The sequence below is a fragment of the Sinosporangium siamense genome (genome assembly GCF_016863435.1).
GTDB lineage: Bacteria > Actinomycetota > Actinomycetes > Streptosporangiales > Streptosporangiaceae > Sinosporangium > Sinosporangium siamense.
The window spans coordinates 43,842-67,005 of the sequence record NZ_BOOW01000045.1; the positions used below are offsets into that span (position 1 = coordinate 43,842).

A 23,164-nucleotide genomic window follows, 5' to 3' on the forward strand; every position below is an offset into this window, starting at 1 on the left:
CCGGATTCCGGGGATCAGCACGGTGACATCACTGATCGTGCGCATCGGCGTAGAAGGCGCGTACGGCGAAGCCGATCCACTCAGGGTTGTCCCAGGTGCCCCACCTTGAGCGTGCCTCCGGATCGACGGTGGCCACCGCCTGCTCCTCCGACGCCCCGGAGGCCTTCAGCTCGGCGGTCCTGGCGCGTACGTGCCGCAGGTAGTCGCGGATCTCGGCCGGCAGCCCGGCGTCGGCGATCTCACCGTGCCCGGGAACGACGACGACCGGGTCCAGCTCGATGAACCGGTCGAGCAGGGTGATCCAGTGGCCGCCGTCCACGTCGGCGTCGTACGGCGGGAAGTACGGCGCGATGGGGAACATCCGCGTCTCGATGAGGTCGCCGCCGAACAGCACCCGCCCGTCCACCAGCACCGTCTGGTCGGAACCGGTGTGCGCGGCGCCCCAGGTCCGCAGCTCCACAAGGCGACCGCCGAGGTCGATCTCGGCGGCGCCGTCGTAGACCAGGTCCGGGTCCACGAACTCGACGTCCTTGAGCTCGGCGGCGATGTGCGGGCCGAGCCCGGCGAACATCTTCAGGTACGCGGGCCCCTTGCGCCGCAACTCCTCACGCTGGGAGCGGTTGTAGACGATGCTCGCCTCGCCCTTGAACGCCTGTGCGCCGAACCCATGCTCGGGGTGGAAATGGGTGATCGTCAGGTAGAGCGGAAGGTCACCCAGCAGGCGGCGGGCCTGCTCCAGCACGTACGCGCCGTTCCTGGGGCCGATCCCGGTCTCGATCACCAGCCCGGCGCGCTCACCGGCGACGATGCCGACGTTGGGCACGAGGGGGACGCGGCCGTCGGGGATCACGTACACGCCTTCGGACACCTCGACCGGCTCCCCTTGGACCAGCGGGGGCGGGGCAGCCGAGAGGTCCGGCAGTGGGAGCTCCATGGCGGTTCCTCCAATCTGATCAGTGTTCAGTTTCGGTGAGGCCGAACGTAACACAGAAATCTGAACACTGTTAAGATGGGGCCATGCCAGCCGGCCGATACCACCACGGTGACCTCAGGACCGCCCTGCTCGACGCTGCCGAGGAGCTAATTCGCGCCAAGGGCGCCGACGGTTGGTCGCTACGCGAGGCGTCGGCGCGGGTCGGGGTGAGCCCAAGCGCCGCCTACCACCACTTCGACTCGCGCGACGCGCTCATGGCGGCGCTATACGACCGCCTCCTCGTCCGGCTCGCGGAGCGCCTGGCCGCCGCCGTCGCCCGCGTCCCCGACGGCCCGGCCAGGCTCGTCGCCTACGGCCGCGGCTACCTCAGATGGGCCCTCGAGGAACCGGCCCTCGCCGCCCTCCCGGCAGGCGGCAAACGGACCACGGTCGTCTCCCGCCACCCGCACGACGTGCTCGTCGCCGAGTTGGACCGCCTGGTGGCCGGCGGCCACCTGCCCGCACGGGCACGCCCCGGGGCGGAATTCGTGGTGTGGCCGGCCGTACACGGGCTGGCCAGACTCGTGACCGACGGGCACATGCGCTTCGACAACGACGCCGAGGTGGATCTGCACACGGAACGCCTGACCCTAGCGGTGCTCAACGGCCTCATCCATGAACCACCCGGCACCTGGGCAGCCGCCAGATCGCCGCACACCGAGCGACTGGAGCGTTAAGGGGGGCCGCCCGCCAGAACCGCGGGCCGGGGCGTGGCGGGCTGGATTGACAGCGCCTCGTAGCACGTGACCTCCCGGCGAGCCGGATCACGTCCCGGAGTTGTCAGCCCTGCAGTACGACGGATGCCGCATCACAGGGAGGGCAGGCGAAGACGAATGCCTCTCCGCCGCCGAAGTTCATCAGCCAGTTACGGCTGTAGCCTTCTCGCATCTGCGCGACGAAGCCCATGGGGACGCCGCAGGTGTAACACGGGGGCGTCATGTCGGTCTCCCACCACTCCGCTTCGCCGCCCAGCCAGCCGACCACCTTGAACTCGGCGATCTCCTGGGCCGACTCCGGCTCGACCTCGCAGATGCCGATCTCGAAGCACTGCGGGAGAACGAACGGCTGTCCGGGAGAGGGCGCGGCCACCGTGGAGCCCGCGGCGAACAGGTAGGCGCGATTCCCGCCGGCTTCGGGATCCCAAGCTTCGCACTGACCGGGATCGTTGTCGCACATGAAGAACGACAGAAGGGCTCCCGGCCGCAGGGACTCGGCGTGAGGGCCGAGGTCGTCCGCCATGAGTTGCAGAAGGAACCGCAGCGGTCCGCCGCACCTGGCGCAGCGTGGCCAAGAGAATCCCTCCGGCACCAGCGGCAGGCCGCCAATGCGGCTCACCCGGGCCGCCACCTCGACATCCTTCACAAACGCCATAGATCCGCTCATGGCCCGGCAGCCTATACCGCTCACCCGCCCTTGCCGTCCACGCACCCACGCGACCCCGACATCGAACCCGAGGCGGGAAACCACACGATGGGAGGTCTCGACTAACGGAAACGCCGCCGCGTAGGTTAAGTGAATGAATGCGGACGGGTGCGAGAGTCTATTCCGCAATTCACGACTATAATCGATCAAATCTCGAGCGGCTTCGTCGGGCTCACCCGATCCTGACGACCGGTAATTCCACTTCAGGATAACGGCTGGGCTGGTGTTTCGAACGCAACCGGGTATTGGAGAAACAGAAGTTTACGGTGCGGGTCTCGGATGGCCAGGAACTCGATGTAAACGGCTGCTATCCGCCCCCTCCGCATACCGATACGCTGTCCGACGAGCAAATCGTCCCCGACTCGCAAGCCTCTTAGCAGTCGGCGGGCACCCAAAAGAGTAAGGTTCGGCCTTGGCCGGAAAGGAACCGAGCTTGGACTCCGGGATATTGGCCCATTATCGAGCACTGGTGGACGAAGTGCTGACCGTCCCCCTGTGCGTCACATGGATCGAAACCCTGCCGGCCCCCGATGCGCTTGTCGCGTTGAGACGACGCGAGGACACCATGGCCAGACGCACATTCACACATACGGCTCAGGTCGCATACGACGCTCTTCCCCGCCATGCTGGTGCCGCGCTGGCCGACACCAGAGACGGCTGGACCGTCGTCGTCGAGCCGAACGGCTTTCAAGGCGCCCGCTCGGAGACTATGGCCGTGTTGTCCCGTGAGACGCGGGCGTTGAGTGTGTTCTGGAATGCCAACAGTGACGGTCACCTGGTCTATGCCGAGCGCGGCGAGGTGCTGGCGCTGCTGGACCTTTTCGACCCTGAAGACGCTGAAGACGCCGAAGACCTCCCCGACGCGCTCTCCGCGTGGAGGGACCTGGCGGAGGAGGACGATCCCAGGGTTGCCGGGCTGGTGCTTGGAGAGACACTCTCCGGCCGGCGTCTGGACTCGGCCTGGACGGCCATCGAGCACCTGAGCGCCGTCCTGGACCTCCTCCCCGCCCCCTCCGGCGAGCCCGTGAACGGCCACGGCGACTCACGTGTCGCTGCCATCCTCGCCGGTCCGCACCCCGGCAGGGCGCGGGAGATCGCCGCCTTGGTAGCGGAGACCGCCTGCGAGTTGAGCGGCTTGGACGTGCCCTTGGCAGGACGCGTCCTCACTGCTCTCGCCCGGCGCCCGGACCCCGCGACGCTTGAGGCACTGCGGGCCGAGACAGGCCTTCTCAACCGGGAACTCCTGGCCGCGGCCCCGACCGTCGACGCATCTCCATCGGTGATAGACGGCTGGCGCATGCGATATGCGGCGGTCGGTGTCCTGGAAGCCGCACTCGGGGAGGACCCCGTCGCCGCTGCCCGGGACACCATCTGGCGGATCGGCATGCTACGACTGGACGACCGAGCGGGACGCCGAGTGGGGACGCTTGCGAATCTGCTGGACGAGGTGTCCGGATAGGGAGGCAAGTCCGGCGGGGCCGCTCCCGTTCCTTGCCGCCGGGGGCGGTCTCCAGCAGGAAAGTCCTGATGTTCTCGCAGAGGACCCGCGGTTGCTCCTCCGGGATGAAGGGTAGCCGTCCGGGATCTCCGCAACGGGCCTGCAGTACCCCCACCATGCCGACCGTCGGCCGAGCGCGCTCCTGCGGGAGGCCGACAGGCGGGGATAAAGCGAGTGGGCTGGTAGCGACGTATTCGCAGCCGTTGTCGGCCCCGATCCCGTAGGTGCTTCCTTGACGCCCCGAACTGAGCCGGGTTTTCAGCGCCTACGAGTACGACCTGCTGAAGCCAATGGGATGTCGGTCAACATTCCCCGTCGCCGACTAGCAGGTGCTCGTAAGGCTCAGCGACTTCGGAAACAGCCATGACTTCCTTGACTCGATAGTCGAAGGGCCACGAGTGCAGCCCCGCGCACCAGCGGCATCGCCTGGTCAAATCGGCCAAAGCCATGACCGACATGCTGTGGCTGAAAGCTTCCACGACGGCAAAGCCCTCGTCGATATACACCGACGAGGGCTCGGCAGCCACCCCGCGTATTCGGGTAATCAGCCCGAAGAGGCGGCCGCATATTCCACCAGAAGAAGGAACGACCGCAGCCTATCCATGGACCACATGACCTTGCGCTGTAATGCACCATCGCCCCAGGTCAACGACCGGTTCCGTCTACGTCCTGTTCAGCAAGGCCAACCCCGTACCGCGCGGCATCCGCCGCGCAGGCCGAGGTCAGGATCGCGATGGCGGCAGCCACAGAACCTGCAGCCCTCCGACGCGGACGGAATCCTGGAGACGCTGCTGGCCCCCGCCCCGCCGTAAGCACGACCAGGGCCGACCCGGGAAAACGACGGCTGGCCACCCGGTCCGGCTCGCCACAGACACCCCCAGAACGAAATACGGCACAAGCCCGCTTGGCCCCGACGCCGTGCCCGCAGACGCACCGCAACCGGCGACACTGTAGGCGCCCCCGCAGGTCGCCGACGAACTCATATGAAAGCCGGGTGCCCAATATGGGCGCCCGGCTTCGGTGCTTCGTCAGCGAGTCGCCTCCGGGCCTGATTCTGCAGCGCCTTTGTGGCGGCCTTTCCGGTCTGCTCGACTGCAAGCGAGTCGAGCCCGTTTAGCCCGCGTGACCGGCCGGCCGTTGACGCGCCCCCGCCCGGGCAGGCTCGGCACTGAATGCACATCGTCCGGGAGAAGGCACACGACAGGGGCACCTTGCAACGTTCGGATCAACCTTGCAGTCGAACGCTATTGACAATCTTGTCGTCACGCGACGATGTGGCCGGGGGTTTGCGTCCCTTCCACGACGGCGCCCACGAGAGCGGCTGAGCGTCGGTTCAGGGAGCTGATCAGGAGGCCGCGCGAACATGGAGCTGGGGGAGGGGCAGTCGGTGGTTGACCGCCACGGTGCATGGGGCTCGGTACGGCGGGCGTCGGCGCGGACGCTCAGGGCGTAGACGGGACGGTCGTTGCCGGGCGCGGTGCCGAGGTAGAGGTGGCCGGTCAGATGGCACCAGGCCGGGGAGCGGCCGGATTAGAGCTGATCTTGTCCCCACCTGCCCCGTGTCCGGGGGCAGGTCACGTACTCCTGAACAGCCGGTCCAGATACACGTCGATCGCGGCGAGCACGTCCTGGGGCTCGATCACGTCGAGTTCGATCAGGGAGGTGAAGCCGGTGAGGGCTAGGAGCAGGTTGGTCTCGGTCGCCGGGTCGCGGCCGGAGTCGATGTGCCCGTCGGCGATCGCCTGGCGGACCAACTGCTCGACGAGGGCCCGCCCTTGGACGAGGCCGCGGCGCGCCTGCTCGTGCACGGCCTCGTCGTGCAGCGCCTCCAGGACGTAGGCGGCGCTCATCCGGCTGGTCGCGCGGGCGTCGGCATGCAGGGGGAGCATTTCCGCGAGCGTCAGTCGCAGCACGTCACGGGGGTGCGGACGGTCACCGAGCTTTTCGAGCCCCTGGTGTACGCGCACCGAGGTCTGCTCGGACGCGAAGTCCATGGCGAAGGAGAGCATGGCGGTCCGGGAGGCGAAGTAGTGCTGCAGCTGCCCGAGTGACATGCCCGCCTCCTGCGCCACCACGCGCATCGTCAGCTGTGTGACGCCGCGCTGCTCCACCACCCGCCACAGTGCGCGGGCGATCGCTTCGCGGCGTTCGCGGTGATCCACCTGTTTCGGCATCGCCGGCCCCTCCCTCGTACCCCGGGACTGTTCCCATACAGTTGACATAATACACCTGACCCATAATCCTGGGGTCCAGTCGAGGGAAGGAATCGTCATGTCCGAACAGCCAAAGGTACGGACCACGGAAGGCGTGGTGCAGGGGTGCCGGCGGCAGGGGCACGCGGTGTTCCGCGGCATCCCCTACGCCCAGCCCCCGGTCGGAGCGCTCCGCTTCGCCGCGCCCGCGCCGCCGCACCGCTGGGAGGGGACGAGGCAGGCGGTCGAGTTCGGCCCCGTGGTGCCGCTGTCCCTGCCGATCGACGTGCCCCCGCAGGGCACCGACTGGCTGACGCTCAACGTCGGCACTCCGGATCCCGGCGCGGCGGGACTGCCGGTGCTGGTGTGGATCCCTGTGGGCGGCTACCTCTCGGCGGCGTCGAGCGACCCGATGTTCGACCCGGCAGCGCTGGCCGAGGCGGGAGTCGTCGTGGTGACCATCAACTGCCGCGTGGGCGCGGAAGGATTCGCGTTCCTCGACGACGTGCCGCCCAACCGCGGATTCCTCGACCAGATCGCGGCGCTGGAGTGGGTGCAGCGCAACATCGCCGCCTTCGGAGGCGACCCCGGCCAGGTCACCGTGGCCGGGGTGTCCGCCGGGGCGGGGTCGGTCGCCGCCCTCCTGACGATGAAGTCCGCGCGCGGACTGTTCCGGCGGGCCATCGCCCACTCGGTGCCGGGGCTGCACAGCACCCCCGCGCTGGCACGGCAGGTCACCGCCGCGTTCGCGGACCGGCTCGGCGCGGCGGCCCCCACCGCCAAGGCCCTGCGCGACATCGACCCATGGCACCTGGCCGCCGAGCTCACCTCCTTCAACGCCAGCCTCCACGCGCACCGGGAGAGCTGGGGACGCCTCACGGAGACCGGCACCGCGCTGTGCCCCGTCGTCGACGGCGAGGTCCTCCCGGAAACGCCCTGGCCCGCGCTGACCGGCGCGCGCGCGAGCGGGACCGAACTGCTCGTCGGCCACACCCGGGACGAATTCCGGTACTTCAGTGTCATGAGCGGACGGTACGGCACCTTCACTGAGGAGGACGCCCACGCAGCCCTGGAACTGCTCGCCCCGCAGCCGGACGGCGCGCGGGCCTACCGTGCCGCGTTCCCGCAGGCAGGCCCGGAGGAGCTGGTGGAGACGGTGTACTCCGACGCCCTCTTCCGCATGCCGTCACAGAAGCTGGCCGAGGCGAACGCCGCGGCCGGCGGCACCTCGTACCTGTTCGAACTGTGCTGGGTTGCCCCGGCCCTCGGCGGCATCCTGGGCGCCTGCCACAGCCTCGACGTGCCTCTGGCGTTCGGCACGCTGGACAGCCCCGTCGGCATCCAGCTCATCGGCGAGGAGCCCACTCCCGAGGCCGTCGCGCTCTCCCGCGAACTCCAGGAGACATGGGTCCGCTTCGTCACCACCGGCGACGCGGGCTGGTCCGCCCACCGGCCCGGCGGGCACCTCACCCGCGTCCTGGACACCGAGTCGAAGACTCTGCCCTACCCCGAACAGGCATCCCGCCAGATCTGGGAAGGTTGCTCCCCCGCCCCCTTCGATCTCTTGTAATTGTCCGGGTCGGCTCCTACGGCTGCGACGCCGCCACTCACCTGCCCGTCGGGGACAGCGCGAATTGGCGTACAGCCAGGCAACACCCGGCCCGCTTGGCATCAGATCCCACCCGAGGGTGACGGACGACATCAAGAGCCGGGAGAGGGCCCAGGTCACGGATGATCCCGGCCAGGGCCCGGATGGGCTCGCTCTCCGCCTCCCTCCGCCATACCAGCGCGTACGGCAGCGGCTCCAGATCGGTGACCGGCAGGTAGGCGATGTCCGGCCGTGCCCAGCTGCTGGTGAACGTCCGCGCGAACCCGGCCGGCGCTCCCCGGCCCGGGCCTCGGTCAGCAGCCTGTTCGTGATCGGGGCCAGACCAAGCACGAGAGAAAGGGGCAGCGTCCCCTCCCACTCGGAGAAGTTCCTGATCAGTGGGTACGGCGGCGGGGTGCCAGGACCCCGGTGACCTTGGCGATGGCTTCGGTACCGGGTTTGACGTAGCGCATGGCGGTGCGGGGGTTCTTGTGGCGGGTCTTGCCCATGATGAGCTGCAGCGGGACTTCGGCTTCGCAGAGGTGGGTGGCGGCGCTGTGGTGCAGCTGGTGCAGGTCATCTCGGCCGGCACCGCCAAGACCCACGTGGCCAACGTCCAGCGCAAGCTCGGGGTGCGCAACCGCGTGGGCATCGCCGCCTGGGCCTGGGAACACGGCCATGCGTGAACCTTGAGCCGGCGTCTGCGGGAGGCCGACGCCCCTCGGCCACCTCGACGGCGGTCGCCGCGGCGGCCTGGACGCCACGCACGTTGCGTGCGGTGATGGTAGGCAATCTTGTCGATCGAGGCCACGAGGCGTCCCTCGCCTCGATCCCGGCGTCCAGACGCCGAAACCGTAGCGGCGATCAACCGTGCCGAACGGTCTTGTTCACCACACCGCAACCAAATCCACGCGGAGCGTCACATCAGCGGATAACCAAGCCTGCTGACCAGCGGCTCAGCGACTCACTGCCCCATGATCGGGTCATTGGTTAAGGAAGTACTTGACTATAGGGGTGCGCCGACCCATAGTTAAGGATATGCCTAACTATGGCGGATCGCTGGATCGGGTGTTCCAGGCACTGGCGGATGGAACGCGCCGGGCGATGGTGGAGCGCCTGATCCGCGGGCCGGTGTCGGTCAGCGAACTGGCCAGGCCACTGGAGATGTCGTTACCGGCGGTCATGCAGCACATCCAGGTGCTGGAAGCCTGCGGGCTGGTCAGATCCGAGAAGATCGGCCGCGTCCGCACCTGCCGCATCGAGCCGGACGTGCTGCGGACGGCCGAGGACTGGCTTGCCGGGCAGCGCACGTCCTGGGAACGGCGCCTGGACCGGCTCGGCGACTACCTGCTCGATGATCCCGGCACACCCGAGGAAGGGAGCTTGTGATGATCGACCGTTCTGTCACGCACGCCACGTTCACCCTGGAACGCCGCTACCCGGCCACAGCGGCCCGGGTGTTCGCGGCATGGGCCGACCCGAAGGCGAAGGCCCGCTGGTTCTCCACGCCCGATGCGGTCCATGAACTGGACTTCCGGGTCGGGGGCCGGGAGTTCAACCGCAGCCACCCGGACAGCGGCCTGTCGATGACGTTTGAGTCGTTGTACTGCGACATCGTCCGAGACGAGCGCATCGTCTACACCTCTATGTTGCACGTGGGAGACGACCTAGCGACGGCGTCGCTGACGACCGTGGCGTTCTGCCCGGCCGATGGAGGCACGCGGCTGGTCCTCACCGAGCAGGGCGCCTTCCTCGATGGCCGGGAGGAGCCCTCCTGGCGGGAGCAGGGCACCGGCGACTGGCTTGACGCGCTGGGCGTCGAGCTGGGTGCGGGAGGGCATGAGTGAGCCTGCGGGCGGCCGCCTTGAGGTGGCGGGTGCTGGTGTTGGTGCGTCCGGTCGCGACCGTCGGCACTGCCCTGCTCGGTGGAGCCTGCCTGCTGCTCACCCGGGTGGTGTCCGAGCACAGCTCGCCGGAACTGCTGACTTTTGCCCTGTTGGTCTTCGGGGCGGGCATGGGCACCGCCACCGTCTGTGCGCAGATCGCGGCATTCACCGGTGTCGCCGAACGGCACTCCGGTCTGGCCGCCGGACTCGCCGATATCTGCTTCGCGGTTGGCACCGCCCTCGGCGTAGCCATCGCCGCCAGCGTTGTCGCCGCGCGTGCACCCACGCCTGGGATCGCCGCGCCGCAGACGCTGGTTCCCGGTCATCAGGCCGCGTTCGGCGTGGTCGGCCTCGTCGCGGCACTGGGCGTGGTTATCGCTCTGGCCATGCTCGGCAAGCGATCGGCACCGAGCGATCGGCACCGGTCGCCAAGGAGACCGCGGCGCCTCCCGTTGACCGATCGTGACCGACCGCATTCCCACCTGACCCATTGAGGAGCTTCCATGTCCGACTGTGACCCGGTCGCCGAGATCGGTCCCTTCAGCGACTCCGGCGCCGACGTGATCCCCTGGCCGGTCGCACTGCGTGAGCTGGAGCAGGCGCGACTGTTCTGGCTGTCCACCGTCCGCCCCGACGGCCGACCCCACGTGACACCGTTGCTGGCCGTCTGGACCGGCGGCGCCCTGTACTTCGCTACCGGCGACCAAGAGCGCAAGGCGCGTAACCTCCACACCAACGACCACTGCGTCATGACGACCGGCACGAACGTCCTGGACGGTATCGACATCACCATCGAGGGACGTGCCGAGTTGGTGTGCGACCCGGCTGAACGCAGCACCACCGCCGACGCCTACGAGAGCAAGTACGGTGACCTCCTGATGAGCCCGGAAGGCACCTGGTATGGCCTCGGTGACACCATCCGCTCCGGTAGGGTTCTGCTGTTCCGCATCGATCCGGAGGTCGGTTTCGCTTTCGGCAAGGGCGAGATGTACAGCCAGATCCGCTACCGCTTCCAGCGCTGACGGGGCCATACCCCCCGAAGGTGGGTCCACATCTCACCCTCGAACTCAACTGAGCCATCCCCACCGCCCGACTGCTGACTGACCGCACCAGCAGGTTGGTGTTGCTGACGACTGGCGCTCCCATGGGCCGTTCAGATGCTGACCAAGACTCAAGTTCTACCTGGCGGCTGGGGACATGTTCGGGAGTGGGGGACCTGACCGGGCTGCTTGCGGGCGCGCTGGTCGGGGGTGGTGACCGGGCTGGTGTTCGGCCTCATCACATGGGCGGAACAGCCCGAGTCCATCACGACCGCGACCTCCCCGCTGAGCAGTTGGCAAGCCGATCGCTAAGTGTCTGCACCCTGTGTGGAGCGAGTGTCCCCGCCCGTCACGGTGACGTCCCCCGGATTATTGGAGCGACAGGGACGAGTCGTCATGCGGGGCAGGGTGACTGAATTCTCATCAGGCACGACCAAAAGAGGTAACGGGCGATGTAGTCTCCTACTCTTGAGAAGATCTTGAACTATGAAGGGCTGCCGACATGGAGGCCGACGCGTCAGGGGAGAGAACCGTCCGGGGCCCTGGCGCCTTTCGAACCTTCTGGATCGTCCAGGCGGCGATGACGGGGTTGCTCTGCCTGTTTCTGCTTTATAAAGCGGTGATGCCGGGCAGCTGGATGTTCGATTGGGTCTTCACCGTCGGCAGCTTTCTCGTCTTCGTCTCATGGCTGACGGGTCTGGTCATGGAGGGAATGCGGATTACGCCGGGCGTCATAGCCGCGCCGGTCATCGGCGTACTCACAGTGGCGGTCCTCTTCACAGGGCTCCCGAACTGGGTCGGCTTCAACATTTCAAAGTCGGCCATGGAGAAATATGCCCAGTCCATCATGGCGGGCACCGCGCCTAAAGGGCCACAGCAGGTCGGCGTCTTCACGGTCAACGATCCGGAGCGCATACCCGGTGGCGCTCGCTTCTCCCTCGAGGGAACGGGCGGCATCTTCGTTGCGTATGGCTTCGACTATCTCCCCACCGGGGGCTTCCGGCCAACGGAAGTGACCGGCAGCGTGCACTACGGCGGTCCCTGGCACAAGTGGATGGTCGATTACGACTAACCCCCGTTCAGATCCTGAAGTGGTTGCCGATTCCGTCGGGAACGTAATCCGGCCCGGCCTCGCAATGGTTTTCCGACTAACTCGATCAGGCGGCTGAGAGATGGCCGACGGCAGCGATCCGGGGGATCTGGTGGTGCGGCGTCCAACCGCCCATGGGGTTCGGATCACCGGAACCGCGGCGTAAGGCGACGCTACGATCTCGGTTCCGGATGCCGTCACCGAAGTGGTAGCTCCTGCGATGGGTGGGTTGGTCCGGATGGTGTGAGGTGTGTTTACAAGCGTTGCAGCCACCCTGTGTACCAGGCGTGAAAGCCGGGGCTCACCGGGACGAAGCCGCCCCAGTCCGGGTCTATTCGCCAGAGCTCGCCTGCTCGTGGGCCGGTCAGGATCAGCCGCATGTAGATGCCGCAGCCCTCGTCGGCCAGCATGAGCGTGCCCGGGGTCAGTTCATCAGTCGGTATGTCGATCCGGCCGGGCAGGGGTTCGGTAAGGGGGAACGGTGCGGCGAGTCGGCCTGGTAGCCGGTCCTCTTTCCACTCATCGTCCACGGCCCACTCCTCGTCGGCCTCTGGCCGGGGGACGGTCAACGGCATCAATCCGTGGCCAGGGCCGGCGGGGCCGTTGCCCACCTCCGCGACGAACGACCGGTACTCCGCCGGCAGCTCGACACCGTGTTCTTCCTCGAACGCTCTGATCTCCGCCTCCGGCAGCGGAGGCGCTAGCTCGTACCGGTGCGTATCCGCCCCAAAGCGCGCCCGCTCCGGGGCCCGCGCCGCCATCTCCCGTATCCGAGCGCGTACCTCGCCCTCGTCCCAGCTCTCCATCCGGCGACCATATTCAATGACACCTACGCCTGGCCCACCTTTGCGTCACACGGCTGCCCTACATCTCGGGGCCCAGAACGACGACCCCTTAACCACCGTGGATTACGACTCGTTTCACAGGGTGAGCACAACCTATGACCACTTACAGTCCCGACCCTTCCAACGTCGCCGCATACCTTGTGGTGGCTCTCAAGAGACTTTCCGCTCCTTGCGAGGAGCAGGTGTCCATACTTGAAGGCATAGGAGTCCCTGTGGACGAGCTGGCCCTAGACTTTGACTCGGCCGTGCACACTCTCTGGGTCCTATCGGAGGCCGGACTCATAACCGGTGAACTCGTCGCACCGCTCAACGAAATAAACGGGCTGCTGTCCGCGATAAGCGGCGAGGAGAACGCGTCCTATTGGACGGTTGCCGCACTTTGCCATGAGGACGTCTGGAATGAGGTACGGCAGCGCTCCCAGGATGTTCTCAGGGTCATGAGCGAGAACGAAGCCCTGGCCGCAGTCGTGGATGGCGTAGAAGCCGATGACCCGCGATATTGAGTGGGACCAGCAGGCTCATGGCCCAGGTCGGCTGGTAAGCGGTGTGCGCTGCCGTACAGGTCACGTGATCGTTACCAGCTGGCGAGCCGGCATAGTGCGCGGGTGTCTAGCCTGGTGTCTGTGGAACGCCGACGTTGGGACATTGACGAACGCTTCACGGGCATCGCCACCGGTCAGGCGCTGGCACCGGCTGTAGAGCGGCTGGTCGAGCACCTGCACCGGGAGGGCTGGGTCGCCGAGGATCCCGAGGCGCATCTGCTGCCCCACCTGCGTAGGGCCTGCGGGGCGCCTGGCTCGCCCTGGCGGCTGCTCGGTGGCCGGCTCCTGGACGACGGCGTCTACGAGGTCGAGGTCGCAGCCGCCGCCGAGCCGGCCGGGGCGGGCCTTCCGATCCGTGATGCGCTCGTGCTTCTCGCGTCGGTCGCGGAAGCGTCCTTCGCAGCCCGCCAGGTCGACGAGGACACGATCGAGTGCGTCACCGGCATGCTTGACGGAGACGGGGCCTACGCCGCTCATGGGCATCTGATCCGCCTGCGAATCCGCCGCTGAATAACCGGCAGAACCCTCCGGGGCGGCATGGCCATCGCTCATGGATCAGTGAGTCCGGTCGAGGTCGTGCGACATCAGAGTAGGACCTCTGACCTGGCCCGCCATCTCCAACGGTGATCGCTCTCCGACGTGTCCGAACGCGAAATCTCGACTCATGAAGCAGAGTCGAGAAACGAGATGTGTTCTGTCTGGTCCTCGCTCAGCTGACCGCTACGCCAACCTTCCGGTTCGGGGCCGTGCCGAGCCCCTGCCCTCTCGCCTAGAGAGAGGCGCAATAAGGCAGGTCCGCCCAAGAGGGCGGACCTGCCGGGGTAATTCACCTACGGCGCGGTCTTGTCAGGCCGTTCGGTGATGCGGACGGAGTTGACGGTGGCTGCGCCCACGAAGGGAGCGAAACGCAGGTTGAGCTGGCCGTCTGTGACCCTTACCGTGTACTTGTAGGTGGCGGCGGTGAACTGGCCGACCTGCTGGGTCAGGTCCAGGAGAGGCACGGCGATCTGTCCCTCGGCCAGGACATCGAAGACTCGGCCTCCGGGGAGGGCGTTGCCCAGTTCGGCGAAGCCCAGTTCGACGGTGTAGACGCCTGACGGCACGTTGTCGAAGCGGTATTCCGTCATGGCCTCGCGGGCGGTCCTGAACAGCTCCTGGTCGACGGTTCCGAAGATCGGCCTGGTGGTGCTCGTGACCCTGCTCTGGGCACCCACGTAGCCGTGGCCGCCGACCGTGTAGGCGCGGTCGGGGTTCCACGTGTCCCCTTGGGGGTCGATCAGTTGGAGGGTGCCGCCCGCGTCGAGGGCGACCTGGTGCCTCGGCACCGCGAGGGTGACGGCGACCTCGGCGGCCGTGGCGAGGCTGCTGCCCGCCCGCACCACCAGCTTGCCCCTGCGGAACTCACCGGGTGCCAGGCCCGAGCTGTTCACGGTGAGCGTCACGTTGGCCGATGCCCCAGGGGCGAGCTGGCCGTTTGTGGGACGGATGCTGAGCCAGCCCTGCGGCGGTTCCACCGCGAGGGAGTAGGCCGTGGTGGAGTTGCCGTTGTTGGTGATTTTGATGCGCTGGGTCCGTATGTCGTTCCCAGGCATGACCATCTCAACCTCGTTCGTTGAGACGCTCAAGCTGCCGCCGGACAGCGCGGCGTTGACACGCGTCACGACCCCCACGCTGACGGTGGCCGTTTGCTGGACGGTGTTGTAGTTCTCCTTCGAGAAGATCACCAGGTGGCTGCCGACCGGGACATGCCCGAGGTAGGTGCCGTCGGCGTCCGTGGTGAACTCGGCGCCGCCGGCGTTCACGATGGCGTCCGCCAGCGGCTGACCCGTGCCGGCGTCGGTGACGGTGCCGGTCAGCAGGCCGTGCCTGGTCGGGGCGAACGTCAGGACCTGCCCGTCCGCGAGGTCCGGCTTGCCGTGCGAGAACAGGAACGCGTCGTTGCCCTGCTCGTTCTCGATGCCCACAGTGGTCGCCGCGCCGCTGCGCAGACCGTCGCCACCCTGGTAGTGGAACTTCACCGTACCGGACTCCCCGATGACCGCCGAGAAGGAGACCCGCTTCGCGGCGTTCCCCTCCGCCATCACGTTGCGCCACTCGATGACGAAGGTGCGGTTGGGGGCGGTTCCGGCTGTGTCGGTGTAGATCCCGGACGAGGCGTCCATGGTGGTGTTGTTCGCGAAGGGGTAGACCGTCGCGTTCGGCGTCCCGATGGACGGCAGGTACGGCTGGAGCGGACCGGGCCGGTTGACGAACGAGGCGTAGCCGCTGTTGGTGATCCAGACCCTCGAGTAGCTGCCGTCGTAGAACGGGAAGGTGAAGGGCAGCGCCACCTCACCGGTGCCTCCGGCGAGCAGATCGGTTCCCTGGGCGAACGCGGCGGTGCCGCTGCTGCAGGCATATCCGAAGTTGTCCGTACGGCGGGGCAGCGCGATGTTCCTGTTCGTCGTGCCGCGCACCGTCACCGACACGGTGGCCGGCCCCGAGCAGCGCCCGCTCGGCGGCACGGCCTGCAGTTGGTGGGTCCCGGTGGGCAGCGTGAGCTGGTAGCGCCCCGAGGCGTCGGTGGTGGCCTCCGTCGGGGAGTCGGCCACGGCGACCCTGACGCCCGCCTGCGGCGCGCCCTCGGCGGTGAGGGTCCCTGACACCGCATATGTCGCCACCCGGTTCAGGGAGGCGTTGTGCACGGTCGGCCGGTCTGCCTGCACGACGATGTTCGCGGTGGCTTGGCCGTACCCGAGCTTGCGCACGGTGACCTGGTAGCCGCCGGTCAGCAGGCGCGGCAGTGCGTACTTGCCGTCCTTGCCGGTGACGATCTTGCGGCTGAGCGGGCCGGTCAGGGTGACAGTCGCCAGGTCGAGCGGCTGGCCGCCCGAGGTGATCGTGCCTGACAGTCCGCCGGTCTGGCTGACCGGGGCCACACGGGCCGACGCGTAGACGTCGAGGCGCCCCTCACCCCAGGTGTTGTTCTTGGCGGGGCTGCCACCGCAGGCGAGGTCGGAGACGTCGGCCGCACCGTGGTCGAGCACCGTGCGTGTGCCCTGGATGTCACCCTTCAGACCGGGAGCCAAGGACCAGAGCAGCGCCACCGCGCCCGCCACGTGGGAGGTGGAGTTGGCGCTGAAGGGCCGGTAGCCCCCGGGGACCGCCGAGCGGACGTTTACTCCCGGGGCGGTGATGTTCGGCTTGATCTCGCCGTCCTGCCCCGCGCCCCGGCTGGAGAAGGGCGCGATCGCGTTCAGGCTGTCGAAGGCGCCCACGCTGTAGCCCTTGAGCGCTGCCCCGGGGGTGCGCGTCGTGCCGCACGCCGGGCCGTCGGTGCCGGCTGAGAACACCGGGAAGATGCCGGCCGCGACCCAGGCGTCGAGAACCGGGGCGAACCAGCTGTCGAGGGTCTCGTCCGTCCACTGGGTGGTGACGACGTCCGGTGCGAGGTCCGGGCGGGGGTTGCGTCCCGTGAGGTCGGTGGGGGCGAGCATCCACTGGGAGGCCTGCAGCATCGCGGAGATGGTGCAGCAGACGTTCGCCGCGATCCACTTGGCGCCGGGAGCGACTCCGATGGTTTCGGTGGCGGTGCCGCCCACCGCGGTGCCCATGGCGTGAGTGCCGCCGCCCGTCAGGTCGCACGGCACCGTGCTGGAGCAGATCCCTTCGGCGTCGAGCCAGTTGTAGTTGTGGTCGACGGTGCCGTCGGCTTTACGCCCTCGGTATTTGTCGGCGAGGGCCGGGTGGTCGAACTGCACACCGTCGCCGATGGAGCCGACGACGACGCCTTCTCCTCGCGTGCCGTACTCGCTCCAGACCCTGGGAGCCCCGATCCGGTCGATGTTCCACTCGATGGCGTTGACCTTGGGCATTTCTTTGGCCGGCTTCGGCTGCGGACGCGAGATCGTGCGGTCGGCCTCGATGCGCTGGACGTCGGGCAGCTTCGCGATCTCGGCGGCGAGCGCGGAGTCACCGGTCACCTTGACCGCATTGACCACCCAAAAGGGGGTGAATTCCGCCTTCCTCTCGGTGAGGAGGTTGCGCAGATCGGCCTGTGCGCCGGCGGCATATGCAGTTTTGGCTTTAAGGACCTGCTCGCTCTTATCGCTCTTGGCAGAGGCCTTGCCGGCCGCGCTCAGATTGGCGGAGCCCTTCAAATGCACGAGGAAGGAAGCAGGGCTTTTATCCAGCGCCGCGGCAAGGGTTTTATCGATCTTGTTTTCCTCGGGCGCGGCGTGGGCCACCCCCTGAGGCAGTAGCAGGGCGAGGGCGGCGGCAGTGCCCACCAGGGCCGTCCGCCATCGCAGGGAGGTATAGGACATGCGGTCTCCTTCGAACCGGGGGAAGTCCGCCCGGGAGGCCGGATGGGTCCCGTCACATCGACGGGATCGTTTACAAACGTGGCCCTTCGGGACGTCTCGTGCTCCGAATGGCGTCGATCACCAGGAATGCCGCGCGGCCCTTCGGGCGGCGACGGCTATCTCCTTCAGTTCGACCGGGATGGGTCCGGTACGACGAAGTCGGGTAATGATCTCCACGGGCCATGCGGAGAATCGTGTAGTGATCTTGCCGACTTTGCAACCGATGGACCGTTGGAAAAAACGTCGGTCCAAAGATTTAAGGCTACGGGAGCGTTCTAGAGTACGATCGGATAACGTCGGCCGGTGTTTGGGAATGCTGACCGGGAGATCTTCTCGGCGGGCGTTGCGAATTGGATTACTAAATCGATCCGGCCTTGCGATCGAATCAATGAGAAAGACATGCGAAAGACCGCGGACACGGGGGGAGGCTTAGGGCGTTCGTGAGGAGACGCCACCTTCCGGCGGCCGGTTCCGCTACCTCGCCGCGGACGAGGACATGTGCATCGCCGGCCGGTTGCGGGAGAAGGCGTTGATCCGGGCGATGGGACTTGCTCCGTCCACCGTCGGTCGGGGGATCCGGCGGGATGGGCATCCGACGGGTAGGTAGTGCCGTCCGCGCGCGGCCCGGGTCTCGCCGACGCCCGTCGGCCACGCCCTGAGCCGGACAGTATCGCCCGGGGAGCGGCGCTGCGGGCGCGTTTCCAAGGCCGCTTGTGTAAGCGCTGGAATCCCGAGTGCGGCAGATGATGGTGAGGCCGAATATGCGGTCACGGGTTTGTGTTCGTATGGCCCGTTCCCGTCCCTGACGTTCGATGTCGGGGGAGAGCCCAAGAACTCCGGTGCCATCCGGGATTCCCCAGCAAGAAATTGAACTCCCGATGATGCCTCGTGATCCCGAGCCCTGGCGATGGAAGGTGTCAAAGGACGACGGGACCGAGGGACAAGCTGGACGCCATGGCGGACACGGAGGGAGCGGTCCCGGCCGTCTCGACCGCCGCCGCGACGGTGAACGGACCCGAGGACGAAGACGTGGGCTGAGTGTCGGTCGACTGGCGCCGGGGCAGGAGGACGTACGACGCCTGCGGCAGAGAATCTTCAGGGCGTCGCAGACAGGTCCCACTCAATCCTGATCTTCACCCTCATGCCCGTGCGGCCTGAACACCGAAATACCTTCGGAAATGCTTGGCCGACTTTCTGTAAGGGCCGATTTTCTGTAAGGGCGAGACCGCGATACTCAGCCCCTACCTGCTCATTTGATCTACACCGATCGGTGGTCGTCCACCAATCGTGCCCCCTGTGGCTTGCGGGGCTAAAGTCGCAGCCGTGGCTGAAGTCAGCTATGTGCCATTGAAAGAGGCGGATTTCCTCATCCGAAGTGTTCGGTACGTATTTATTGCTAAATGTCCGCTTAATTACCGTCCACACCGAATCCTGGCTGCGAAAAACTCACCCTGAGTGACGCTCCCAGCACTGCACTATGTCCTATATAGGACATGTCCTGATCTGACCTTGTCAGGACACTGAGGAGAAATATCGTGTAGGTAGTAACGACGTAACTTCCCTAAATCCCTCTATCTACCTTTCGGCGTGAAACGCCTATTTGGCGATGCCGAAAAAAGCAAGTAAGGGGCCCCAAAGGTGAAACTCCGCCGTCGTCTTACCTCCCGAGCAGCAGCAGCCGCCTATGCCGCGGTCGCTGTCACCGCCTCGATCGCTCTCGCCACCAGCGCGACAGCCACCCACCCTGTCGACAGCCCGGTCACGGTCGTCACCAATCCGACGCCGGCCACCGACACTCGGACGTGGAGCTTCAGTTACAACAACAGCTCGACTAACTACTACCTGCACTACAGAAACACCGTCTGGGACTCTAACTACGACGCGGACGAGTCCTACTACTTGGGGGTGCCCGCAGGCGCCGGCACCTTCACCTTCACCGGCGGCACCACCTACGATCTCGTCGACATCGAGTGGCACGTGCAAGGCGAGCACCACTTCGACAACGGCGGCACCACCACCAGGCCCAAGGTGGAAGTGCACTTTGTGCACGAAAACCCAACGGACAGCTCGGACAAGGTAATCGTCGCCGTGCATCTGACCGAGGTCGACACGGCCGACGACAACGACCTCCACGACAAGATTCTCCGGAGTAACCGGCCGGTGCCGGGCGGGCTGTCCAAGCTGAAGACCGGCGTCACCCTGAACAACCTGCTGCCGTCCACGAGGAACACCGCCTGGCTCTATCAGGGTTCGCTGACGTCGTATCCCTACACCGATGGCGTGCAATGGGTCATTCTCAAGGACACCTCGCTGGAGATCAGCAGCACTACCCTCAGCGCCATCCGCAACCACTGGTCAACCCACGCGCCCGACTACAACGCCAGGCCGCTGCAGACGGCCAGCCCACACCCTCTCACGCACAGATAGCCACAGCGCGATAACCATAGGGCGACCACCTGGAAGGAAAAGTCCCGTCACGGCACGTGCCGTGACGGGACTTCCCGCAGGCGGAGGTCGGCCCCACCTATGACGGTTCGGCAGGCGAACGTGAAGTAACACCCTGTCGAGCGGCGTCATCCTGTTCGAGACAAGTCGTCTGCGGCCCCAATTGGAGCACCCCCGGAGCCCGGGACACCGAAAGCACGGGGGTGACCGTAGGGGAGCCGCCCGCGGACGTGGGCGTGCTAGCGAGGTGCGGGCTGGTTGCCGATCACTCTGTCGCGTTCGGCGTGCCAGCGAAGAGAGTCCTCGATCCCCTCTTCCAGGGACCGCTTGGCCTCCCACCCCAGGAGTTCGCGGGCGAGGTGGCTGCGAGTGTAAGCACCTGCCACGTCACCAGGCCGGGGGGCGGTCTCGACAACGGGAAGTTCGCGACCGGTGACGCCTTCGAACGCGGTGACGAGCTCCCGGACCGTGGTGCCCGTGCCCGTCCCGAGGTTGACGGCACGATAGGGAGCGGAGGAGGTCGCGGGGTCAAAGCGGCGGACGGCCTGGAGGTGCGCGGTCGCCAGGTCCCAGACGTGGATGTAGTCGCGGATGCCCGAGCCGTCGCGGGTCGGCCAGCCGGTGCCGGTGATGGTGAACGGCTCACCCGAGTGGTAGACGTCGATCATCTTGCCGAGGGCGTGGGTGGGACGGCGGATCTGCAGGCCGGTGCGGAGCTTGGGATCCGCGCCGATGGGGTTGAAGTAGCGCAGGGAGACGACTCGGAGGCTGCCGGAGGCGGCGACGTCGCGCAGGATCGTCTCGAAGATGGCCTTGGTGCTTGCATATGGGCTCAGCGGCTCCACAGCGGAGTCCTCGTCCACCGAGAAGTCTCCGGGGTCGGCCCGGTAAATCGACGCCGAAGAGCTGAACAGCAGCCGCGTGCAGCCGTTGCGGGCGAGGTGCGAAAGGAAGTGGACGCCCTTGGCGACGTTCTCGCGGTAGTAGCCGAGAGGGTCGGCGACCGAGTCGGGGACGACGATCAGGGCGGCGCAGTGAATGGCCGTGTGGATGTCGGGATGGTCGGCGAAGATCCGGTCGATCAGCTCGCCGTCGGCGATGTCGCCCTCGTAGAAGGTGCGGCCCGCGGTGAACTCCCTGCGTCCGGTGACGAGGCTGTCCAGGATCACCGGCTCGATGCCGCTGTCGGCGCAGGCGGATGCGATCGTACTGCCGATAAACCCTGCACCGCCGACGATGAGGACCTTCACGATTGTCGTCGTCTCCTGTTCGGGGGCATGAGCGGTCTTCCGTTCATGCGTGTTGTTGAAGTGGCATGGCGTACGGACGCACGCCGACTTCGCGTGCTTTACAAGTGTCGTCCGCGTTCAGCGGATGTCGGATGTCGGTGGTCGGGTCTGGGACCGCCGTCCAGCGGAATCCTGTGGCGTAGTTTAGGCCGGGGTGACCGTACCCGACGTGCAAACTCGGCCTTCGCGTGCCTCGATGCGACTGGGACCGTGCAGGAATTATGGCTTGAGAAGGTTTCCTAATAAAGACTGCGGAGGGCGCTCCAGTACTCGAGAAAATGATCACGAATCACCGCTGTATCTAGCAGGATGCTTTTGTGAACCATGTCCTGCGTGGTCTTGCCGCCAATCCGGCGCTCCCTCCCGAGTCGGTCGATCGGCTGATCGCGGTCGCCGATGAGGACGTCGCCGCGAGGCTGAGCGAGCGGGAGGACCTCACCCGCGTTCAGGTGCTAGCGCTGGCCGCGCGCATCGAGGGGAGTGCCGCGCGGCTCGCGGAGCGGGGGTTGGTCACCGCCGGTGATGTGGATCCCGTGGCGCAGCCGATCGCCGCCCTTGACCTGCTCGCGCAAGGGCTTGGTCGCTCGGCGTGGGCGCCCCTGTTCACGGCCGATCCGGACGCCGAACGCCGGGAGAAGCTCGCCGCCTGCCCGAACCTGCCGCGCGATGTGGCGGAGACCCTCGCCGCAGACCCGGACATCCGCGTCGTCGCCGAACTCGCGTTATGGGCGACGCCGGACATGGCCGCCCGGCTCGCGGGGCATCCGCATGCCGAAGTCCGCCGGGCGGTGGCCGACAACGAGAACACGCCCCCGGCGGTGCTGTCCGCGCTGGCCACCGGCGAAGGACTCCCTCCGGTACGGCAGTGCCTGGTTTGCGATCGTGAGGCTACGCCGTACATCCACGATCCGCATTGCCAGAGGCTCGACTGCGATCTGCCGTCCGATGCCGCTTGCGACGGTTCCCACGAGTCCACCGTCTATCAGATGCACTTAAGAGCGCTGTGGAACCCGGCCACGCCTGCCGAGGCCGTCGTGGGTTTCGCCGAGCACCCTTCGATGTTGTCCCGCCGGCCGTTGGCCGTCCGCCCGGATCTGCCCGCGGTTGTGTACGAACGGCTGGCCGACAGCCCGGAACCCGGTGTTCGTGCAGCTCTCGCCGAGAATCCCGCGATCCATCATGAACTGATTCGTGTCCTGGCCGCCGATCCGTTTCCTGACGTGCGACGGGATCTCGCCCGCAATCCGCGGGTGCCGTTGGATGTACTCACACAGCTCGCCGGCACCACTCGGATCGGCCCCACCCTGCTGCCGCGGATCGCCGCCGCCACGCGCGACGAGATCGAGGATCTGGCCACCTCGGCGAACCCCGCCGTGCGGATGCTGGTGGCCGAGCGGCGCGATCTGCCACCCGAGGTCCGGGACGCGCTGGCCGCCGATCCCGATGCCAAGGTGGTCAGGTCCGTCGCACCTCACCCGGGCCTGTCCGAGGCATGTCTGCGGGCCATGGTCGAACGGCATGGAGTCCGGGTCATGGCCAGGGTGGCGAGGAATCCGGACGCCTCGCCGGAGTTGCTGGAGGAGTTGACCGCGCACCGGCCGCCGGTGCGCAAAGCTCTGCGTGAGATCGCCGCACACCGGCACGCGACGGCCCCGGCACTGCTGGTGTGCCTGTCGGACCACAAGGCCAGACCCCTCGCCGCCGCTCATCCGGCCCTGCCGCCGCAGGTGATCGCCGAATTACTCGCCGATGAGGACTGGCAGGTGGTGGAGGCGGCAGCCGCCAACCCTTCCCTCCCGCCCACGGTGATGTCGACGCTGCTGCCCTAGCCGAATTCCGAACACCCCCGGGACCAGACGAGATGGGCCCCACCGGGGTGACCGGCGGGGCCCACGGATCTCTTTAGAGCTGACCGAGAGTCAGCGCCACGCGTCTGTGGCAGGGCCGCCTGCGATGGTCAGGCGGTTGTTCACGCCGTCCTCAGTGAGGAACAGGCGTTCTCTGGCCAGTC

At 67.0% G+C, this 23,164-nt stretch carries 19 protein-coding genes; 13 read left to right on the plus strand and 6 right to left on the minus strand.

Annotated features, from left to right (window positions below; translation table 11 throughout):
* Nucleotides 1-28: 28 nt before the first annotated feature.
* Complete coding sequence (locus Ssi02_RS32930) at nt 29-934, minus strand: MBL fold metallo-hydrolase (protein WP_204031489.1); 906 nt, start codon at nt 932-934, stop codon at nt 29-31.
* 83 nt (nt 935-1,017) lie between these two features.
* Between Ssi02_RS32930 and Ssi02_RS32935 the strand changes: the two genes are divergently transcribed.
* Entirely contained in the window at nt 1,018-1,650 is a 633-nt protein-coding gene (locus Ssi02_RS32935; RefSeq protein ID WP_204031490.1) for a TetR/AcrR family transcriptional regulator, read from the plus strand.
* A gap of 103 nt (nt 1,651-1,753) precedes the next feature.
* On the opposite strand, the gene Ssi02_RS32940 is transcribed toward Ssi02_RS32935, so the two are convergent.
* Complete coding sequence (locus tag Ssi02_RS32940; protein WP_204031491.1) at nt 1,754-2,344, minus strand: DUF1963 domain-containing protein; 591 nt, start codon at nt 2,342-2,344, stop codon at nt 1,754-1,756.
* A gap of 520 nt (nt 2,345-2,864) precedes the next feature.
* Between Ssi02_RS32940 and Ssi02_RS32945 the strand changes: the two genes are divergently transcribed.
* Nucleotides 2,865-3,854 (plus strand): DUF6461 domain-containing protein, encoded by a 990-nt coding sequence (locus tag Ssi02_RS32945; protein ID WP_204031492.1) that lies wholly within the window; start codon nt 2,865-2,867, stop codon nt 3,852-3,854.
* A 1,613-nt stretch (nt 3,855-5,467) separates the two neighbouring features.
* On the opposite strand, the gene Ssi02_RS32950 is transcribed toward Ssi02_RS32945, so the two are convergent.
* Nucleotides 5,468-6,067, minus strand: coding sequence for a TetR/AcrR family transcriptional regulator (locus Ssi02_RS32950; protein ID WP_204031493.1), 600 nt, complete (start codon nt 6,065-6,067; stop codon nt 5,468-5,470).
* Between the two features lie 97 nt (nt 6,068-6,164).
* Here Ssi02_RS32950 and Ssi02_RS32955 point away from each other — a divergent pair, with 97 nt between their 5' ends.
* From Ssi02_RS32955 to Ssi02_RS32990, 7 genes are all read left to right on the plus strand, one after another.
* Nucleotides 6,165-7,655 carry a carboxylesterase/lipase family protein gene (locus Ssi02_RS32955; protein WP_204031494.1) on the plus strand — a complete coding sequence of 497 codons (1,491 nt, stop codon included), beginning with the start codon at nt 6,165-6,167 and terminating at the stop codon, nt 7,653-7,655.
* 575 nt (nt 7,656-8,230) lie between these two features.
* Complete coding sequence (locus Ssi02_RS39065; protein WP_307825847.1) at nt 8,231-8,359, plus strand: LuxR C-terminal-related transcriptional regulator; 129 nt, start codon at nt 8,231-8,233, stop codon at nt 8,357-8,359.
* A gap of 352 nt (nt 8,360-8,711) precedes the next feature.
* A complete protein-coding gene (locus tag Ssi02_RS32970) occupies nt 8,712-9,062 on the plus strand; it encodes an ArsR/SmtB family transcription factor (RefSeq protein WP_204031496.1) in 351 nt (116 codons plus the stop codon).
* Complete coding sequence (locus tag Ssi02_RS32975) at nt 9,062-9,520, plus strand: SRPBCC family protein (RefSeq protein ID WP_204031497.1); 459 nt, start codon at nt 9,062-9,064, stop codon at nt 9,518-9,520. The genes Ssi02_RS32970 and Ssi02_RS32975 overlap by 1 nt, the downstream gene beginning before the upstream one ends.
* 29 nt (nt 9,521-9,549) lie before the next feature.
* Nucleotides 9,550-10,053 (plus strand): MFS transporter, encoded by a 504-nt coding sequence (locus Ssi02_RS32980; protein WP_204031498.1) that lies wholly within the window; start codon nt 9,550-9,552, stop codon nt 10,051-10,053.
* 9 nt (nt 10,054-10,062) lie between these two features.
* Nucleotides 10,063-10,581 (plus strand): pyridoxamine 5'-phosphate oxidase family protein, encoded by a 519-nt coding sequence (locus Ssi02_RS32985; RefSeq protein ID WP_204031499.1) that lies wholly within the window; start codon nt 10,063-10,065, stop codon nt 10,579-10,581.
* Between the two features lie 520 nt (nt 10,582-11,101).
* The gene (locus Ssi02_RS32990) at nt 11,102-11,671 is read left to right on the plus strand and encodes a hypothetical protein (protein ID WP_204031500.1); all 570 of its coding nucleotides are present in this window, start codon (nt 11,102-11,104) and stop codon (nt 11,669-11,671) included.
* A 272-nt stretch (nt 11,672-11,943) separates the two neighbouring features.
* On the opposite strand, the gene Ssi02_RS32995 is transcribed toward Ssi02_RS32990, so the two are convergent.
* Nucleotides 11,944-12,495: an SMI1/KNR4 family protein gene (locus Ssi02_RS32995; protein WP_204031501.1), complete on the minus strand. Its 552-nt coding sequence runs from the start codon at nt 12,493-12,495 to the stop codon at nt 11,944-11,946.
* Nucleotides 12,496-12,629: 134 nt separating this feature from the next.
* Between Ssi02_RS32995 and Ssi02_RS33000 the strand changes: the two genes are divergently transcribed.
* Together Ssi02_RS33000 and Ssi02_RS33005 are read left to right on the plus strand one after the other, a co-directional pair.
* Nucleotides 12,630-13,037 (plus strand): hypothetical protein, encoded by a 408-nt coding sequence (locus tag Ssi02_RS33000; protein WP_204031502.1) that lies wholly within the window; start codon nt 12,630-12,632, stop codon nt 13,035-13,037.
* A gap of 102 nt (nt 13,038-13,139) precedes the next feature.
* Nucleotides 13,140-13,586 carry a hypothetical protein gene (locus Ssi02_RS33005; RefSeq protein ID WP_204031503.1) on the plus strand — a complete coding sequence of 149 codons (447 nt, stop codon included), beginning with the start codon at nt 13,140-13,142 and terminating at the stop codon, nt 13,584-13,586.
* Between the two features lie 320 nt (nt 13,587-13,906).
* Here the strand turns inward: Ssi02_RS33005 and Ssi02_RS33010 are convergent, their stop codons facing one another.
* Nucleotides 13,907-17,380, minus strand: a complete 3,474-nt coding sequence (locus Ssi02_RS33010; RefSeq protein ID WP_204031504.1) for a carboxypeptidase regulatory-like domain-containing protein — start codon at nt 17,378-17,380, stop codon at nt 13,907-13,909.
* A gap of 1,677 nt (nt 17,381-19,057) precedes the next feature.
* On the opposite strand from Ssi02_RS33010, the gene Ssi02_RS33015 reads away from it, so the two are divergent.
* Complete coding sequence (locus Ssi02_RS33015; protein ID WP_204031505.1) at nt 19,058-19,846, plus strand: carbonic anhydrase family protein; 789 nt, start codon at nt 19,058-19,060, stop codon at nt 19,844-19,846.
* Between the two features lie 257 nt (nt 19,847-20,103).
* Here the strand turns inward: Ssi02_RS33015 and galE are convergent, their stop codons facing one another.
* Nucleotides 20,104-21,114: a UDP-glucose 4-epimerase GalE gene (gene galE, locus Ssi02_RS33020; RefSeq protein ID WP_204031506.1), complete on the minus strand. Its 1,011-nt coding sequence runs from the start codon at nt 21,112-21,114 to the stop codon at nt 20,104-20,106.
* Between the two features lie 356 nt (nt 21,115-21,470).
* Between galE and Ssi02_RS33025 the strand changes: the two genes are divergently transcribed.
* A complete protein-coding gene (locus Ssi02_RS33025; RefSeq protein ID WP_204031507.1) occupies nt 21,471-22,982 on the plus strand; it encodes a hypothetical protein in 1,512 nt (503 codons plus the stop codon).
* The last annotated feature ends 182 nt before the right edge of the window (nt 22,983-23,164 follow it).

What these genes read in the sequence shown, in the direction of transcription:
- Ssi02_RS32975 (WP_204031497.1), top strand. Translation starts at nt 9,062, where the DNA reads ATGATCGACCGTTCTGTCACGCACGCCACGTTCACCCTGGAACGCCGC.
- Ssi02_RS32970 (WP_204031496.1), top strand. Translation starts at nt 8,712, where the DNA reads ATGCCTAACTATGGCGGATCGCTGGATCGGGTGTTCCAGGCACTGGCG.
- Ssi02_RS33010 (WP_204031504.1), bottom strand. Translation starts at nt 17,380, where the DNA reads ATGTCCTATACCTCCCTGCGATGGCGGACGGCCCTGGTGGGCACTGCC.
- Ssi02_RS32950 (WP_204031493.1), bottom strand. Translation starts at nt 6,067, where the DNA reads ATGCCGAAACAGGTGGATCACCGCGAACGCCGCGAAGCGATCGCCCGC.
- Ssi02_RS32940 (WP_204031491.1), bottom strand. Translation starts at nt 2,344, where the DNA reads ATGGCGTTTGTGAAGGATGTCGAGGTGGCGGCCCGGGTGAGCCGCATT.
- Ssi02_RS32985 (WP_204031499.1), top strand. Translation starts at nt 10,063, where the DNA reads ATGTCCGACTGTGACCCGGTCGCCGAGATCGGTCCCTTCAGCGACTCC.
- Ssi02_RS32995 (WP_204031501.1), bottom strand. Translation starts at nt 12,495, where the DNA reads ATGGAGAGCTGGGACGAGGGCGAGGTACGCGCTCGGATACGGGAGATG.
- Ssi02_RS32955 (WP_204031494.1), top strand. Translation starts at nt 6,165, where the DNA reads ATGTCCGAACAGCCAAAGGTACGGACCACGGAAGGCGTGGTGCAGGGG.
- Ssi02_RS32935 (WP_204031490.1), top strand. Translation starts at nt 1,018, where the DNA reads ATGCCAGCCGGCCGATACCACCACGGTGACCTCAGGACCGCCCTGCTC.
- Ssi02_RS32990 (WP_204031500.1), top strand. Translation starts at nt 11,102, where the DNA reads ATGGAGGCCGACGCGTCAGGGGAGAGAACCGTCCGGGGCCCTGGCGCC.
- Ssi02_RS33000 (WP_204031502.1), top strand. Translation starts at nt 12,630, where the DNA reads ATGACCACTTACAGTCCCGACCCTTCCAACGTCGCCGCATACCTTGTG.
- Ssi02_RS32930 (WP_204031489.1), bottom strand. Translation starts at nt 934, where the DNA reads ATGGAGCTCCCACTGCCGGACCTCTCGGCTGCCCCGCCCCCGCTGGTC.